The organism is Bacillus paramycoides (assembly GCF_001884235.1).
In the GTDB taxonomy this organism is placed as follows: Bacteria; Bacillota; Bacilli; order Bacillales; family Bacillaceae_G; genus Bacillus_A; species Bacillus_A paramycoides.
In genome coordinates, this window is sequence record NZ_MAOI01000032.1 from 1 (window position 1) to 4,190 (window position 4,190).

The following is a 4,190-nucleotide window of genomic DNA, read 5'->3' on the forward strand; positions in this document are numbered from 1 at the left end:
AACAAACCTAATTTACTAAACGCTACTAAATTTAAATTGGCGGCGCCCAGCATTAATTCAATACAAACCAATACAATTACTGTATTTCGCTTTGTTAAAGCTCCAAATAGGCCGATGCAAAACAAAATAATCGCAAGTGTTAAATACGCAGAAGCTGGAACGCTACTCATGGGAATCCTCCTCCCCCTCATCCTTCTTCGCAAGTATAATTGCGCCAACAAGTGCTACAAGTAAAATAACCGAGGTTAATTCAAATGGAATAATATATTTTGAATAGAGAAGTGTACCGATTTGAAGTGTGTTTTTTTCATGGAGAGGTAAACTTCCTTGTGCGCTTTGATTTGAAAAATCGATATTATTAACAGCGAAATACATAACCGCTCCAAATGCTACAACCGCAAAGAAGATAATCCATTTTCGAAGAGTAAGGCGCGATTCATTTTCCGCGTTATGTTTCGTTAACATAATGCCAAAAATCATAATAATAGTGATTGCACCAGAGTAAATTAAAATTTGTGCAACTCCGATAAATTCAGCTGATAAGAGAAAGTACAAACCTGCAATACTAAGGAACGTAAGCACAAGAGCCAGCATCATATGCATTACTTTCGTTAAGTTCAGCATAAGAACGCCGCCAATAATCGCAGACAAGGATAATATAAAGAAAGCTACAAACTCGCCATTCATGCTTTATTCTCCTTCCTGACGTTCTCGTCATTCTCGTCAAGCCACTGCAAATTTTTAAATAAATCATCACGTGAATACTCTGCGAGTTCAAAATTATTTGTCATGACAATCGCCTCTGTCGGACAAACTTCTGTACATAAATCGCAAAGAATACAAATTTCAAAATTAATATCGTACGTGTCGATAATTTTCCCCTTTTTCGTAGGATCAGGATGTTTTTTTCCTGTTAATTGAATGCAATCTGTCGGACAAATGTTAGAACACTGATTACAAACAATACATTTTTCGGGATAAAATTTTTGAATCCCTCGAAAACGATCTGGCAACGGCAACGGTTGATTCGGATAATCATAGGTCACCTTTTTCTTACTCAAATTACTAAGCGTATATTTTAAACCTTTAAATAGTCCTTTCATCTCTTACTGGCACCCCCTTCATAGATTAGAAGAATAACTCCTTAATCAATGCCGTTAAGAAAATATTTGCAAGCGCAATTGGCAATAATACTTTCCAGCCAAACTCCATTAACTGGTCACCTCTTATACGTGGAAACGTGACGCGGAACCAAATTAATAGAAAGACCACACTGCTGAATTTCAAAGCAAACCATACAGCACCTGGAATAAATCCGAGGAACATAACTGGGTTCCATCCGCCTAAAAAAAGTACTGTAATTAAAGATGCCATCCCGAAGAAATATACATACTCTGAAAGCATGAAAAATGCCCAGCGAAACCCTGAGTATTCCGTATGGTATCCAGAAACAAGTTCTGACTCAGCTTCCGGTAAATCAAACGGTGTCCTATTTAACTCTGCAACTGCTGCAATTAAGAAAACAACGAAACCGATTGGCTGCGCGAAAATGTACCACACCTTCTCCTGTGCCGCTACAATCTCATTTAAATTAAGACTACCAGCTAACAAAACGACGCCAATCACACTCATTACAAGCGGAATCTCATAAGAAATCATTTGCGCCGCCGCACGCATCCCTCCTAAAAGGGAATATTTATTATTTGATGCCCATCCCCCGGTTACGACGCCAATCGTCGTAATTCCAGAAACAGCAATGTAATAAAGTAACCCTACTCCAATATCCGCGAACTGAAATTTATCAGTAAACGGGATAACCGCAAGTACCATAAATGCTGGTGCGAATGCAATAACAGGTGCTAATATAAACAACGGTTTATCCGCGGCTTTCGGAATGCTATCTTCTTTTAATAATAGTTTCAAAACATCAGCTACCGTTTGTAGTAAACCGAATCGGCCCCCAACTTGGTTTGGTCCAATCCGTCCTTGCATAAATCCCATCACTTTCCGTTCTGCCAAAATACCGTATGTAACGAAGCCAAGGACTGCAAATAATAGAAGCACCGCTAATCCGAAAAAAATGAAGAAATTCGTCCAGCTTGAAGGTGATTGTAAGAGCGTCTCAATCATTAGCCGTCAACCTCCCCAAGTACAATATCAACCCCACCTAAAATCGTAATTAAATTGGCGATGTTTTCACCTTTCAATAACTTCGGTAAAATTTGCAAATTATAAAAAGACGGTCTGCGAAATTTCAAGCGGTACGGCTCTTTCTTTCCATCACTAGCAATATAGCAGCCAATCTCTCCCCGCGGCGATTCTATACGGACGAATGCTTCTCCCTTAGGTGCTTTAATAATTTTCGGCACTTTTGCTATGACTGCTCCATCTTTCGGGAACTGCTCAGCTGCTTGCTCAATAATTTTTAATGACTCCTCAATTTCTTCCATCCGGCAAACGTAGCGATCCCAAGCATCACCCACGCTCCCAATAGGAATATTAAAATCAAAACGATCATAAATAGAGTATGGCTCATCTTTGCGAAGATCCCAGTTCACTCCCGTGCATCGCAAATTTGCGCCGCTTAAAGAATATGAAATCGCCTCTTCCGCGTTATATATACCAACGCCTTTCACACGATTTAGGAAAATTTCATTTCCGCTAACAAGATCGTGATACCCTTCCAATTGCTCCCTCATATACGGAACAAACTCTTTCACCTTTTCAATCCATCCGTCCGGCGCATCCCACTTCACGCCGCCGACCCTCATATAGTTGAAAGTAAGCCGTGCACCGCACAATTCATTTAATAAATTAATAATCATTTCTCGTTCGCGAAACGCATACAGAAATGGACTAACCGCTCCTATATCAAGAAGGTTCGTTCCCCACCAAACGAGATGACTCGCAACCCGCCCAAGCTCCATCGCAAGCACCCGTAAATATTCAGCACGCTCTGGAATCTCAAGCCCCATCATCGTCTCTACAGCATGGCAAATGACGTAATTATTCGTCATCGCTGATAGATAGTCCATTCGATCTGTATACGGGATAATTTGCGTATATTGCAGGCTCTCAGCAATCTTTTCTGTCCCGCGATGCAAATATCCAATAACCGGTGTAGCCTCTTTAATAATTTCCCCGTCAATTTTAATTACAAGCCGAAACACACCATGCGTACTCGGGTGCTGTGGCCCTACATTTAAGAGCATTTCTTCCGTACGGATCATAAGCTACACCTCCACATCATACGGTTCATAATCTTTCCTAAGCGGATACCCTATCCAATCATCCGGCATTAAAATGCGAGATAAATTAGGATGGCCTTTAAATATAATACCGAGCAAATCATATGCTTCACGTTCCGGCCAATCCGCTCCTTTCCAAAGCGACGTCACCGATTCTACTTGCGGCGCCTCCCTATCCAGCTTTACCTTCACCGCTACTGACTGTTTCTTTCCATATGAAAATAAATGAACATACACTTCCATATGGGTCACAAAATCCGTTGCATGTAGCTCCGACATATAATCAAAAGCAAGTCCCTCATGGAATCTTAGCAATTCCATCACTTCATAATATTTAGAAGGCTCCACCACAAGAGTTGGAACATCTTTTGAAAGCTTATTAATATAGGAATCTGCTAATGCATATTCTCCTACCTTCCCCTTAACAACCTCCACATAGCGATTTAAATATGGCTGGTTAATTGACGGTTCTTCCTGCTTCGCTTCATCTTCCTTCTTACTTACAACTCCCTTTGCTCTTGCAGCCGCAGCCGCTTTCGCCTTCGCTGCTGCAATGGCCTTTGCTTTTTCATCTCCAGAATCCCCATCACCTTGTGAGGCTTTCTGCTTCGCTAACGCCGCTGCTTTCGCTTTTGCGGCTGCTACAGCTTTCGCCTTCGCTTTGGCTTTTTCTTCGTCCGATACTTCTTCGCTTCCTTCTCTCTTCTGCTTCGCCAATGCCGCTGCTTTCGCTTTTGCGGCTGCTGAGGCTTTCGCCTTCGCTTTTTCTTCGTCCGATACTTCTTCGCTTCCTTCTCTCTTCTGCTTCGCTAACGCCGCTGCTTTCGCTTTTGCGGCTGCTACGGCTTTCGCCTTCTCTTTGGCTTTTTCTTCGTCCGATACTTCTTCGTTTCCTTCTCTCTTCTGCTTCGCCAATGCCGCTGCTTTCGCTTTTGCGGCTGC

Annotated in this window: 6 protein-coding genes; all 6 read right to left on the reverse strand. The window is 41.9% G+C overall.

Annotation, left to right across the window (positions count from 1 at the left end):
- A partial coding sequence (locus BAU28_RS05295) for an NADH-quinone oxidoreductase subunit K (protein WP_208610960.1) occupies positions 1 to 170 on the reverse strand: 170 nt, incomplete at its 3' end.
- Positions 163 to 687, reverse strand: coding sequence for an NADH-quinone oxidoreductase subunit J (locus BAU28_RS05300; protein WP_002174336.1), 525 nt, complete (start codon positions 685 to 687; stop codon positions 163 to 165). The genes BAU28_RS05295 and BAU28_RS05300, both read right to left, overlap by 8 nt.
- Positions 684 to 1,103 carry an NADH-quinone oxidoreductase subunit NuoI gene (nuoI, locus tag BAU28_RS05305; protein WP_000677191.1) on the reverse strand — a complete coding sequence of 140 codons (420 nt, stop codon included), beginning with the start codon at positions 1,101 to 1,103 and terminating at the stop codon, positions 684 to 686. Before nuoI ends, BAU28_RS05300 begins: the two co-directional genes overlap by 4 nt.
- Before the next feature lie 25 nt (positions 1,104 to 1,128).
- Positions 1,129 to 2,130, reverse strand: coding sequence for an NADH-quinone oxidoreductase subunit NuoH (nuoH, locus tag BAU28_RS05310; RefSeq protein ID WP_048370068.1), 1,002 nt, complete (start codon positions 2,128 to 2,130; stop codon positions 1,129 to 1,131).
- Positions 2,130 to 3,230, reverse strand: a complete 1,101-nt coding sequence (gene nuoD / locus BAU28_RS05315; RefSeq protein WP_002174338.1) for an NADH-quinone oxidoreductase subunit NuoD — start codon at positions 3,228 to 3,230, stop codon at positions 2,130 to 2,132. Before nuoD ends, nuoH begins: the two co-directional genes overlap by 1 nt.
- A 3-nt stretch (positions 3,231 to 3,233) precedes the next feature.
- Positions 3,234 to 4,190: NADH-quinone oxidoreductase subunit C (locus BAU28_RS05320; protein ID WP_071717954.1), on the reverse strand; the 957-nt coding region annotated here is incomplete at its 5' end.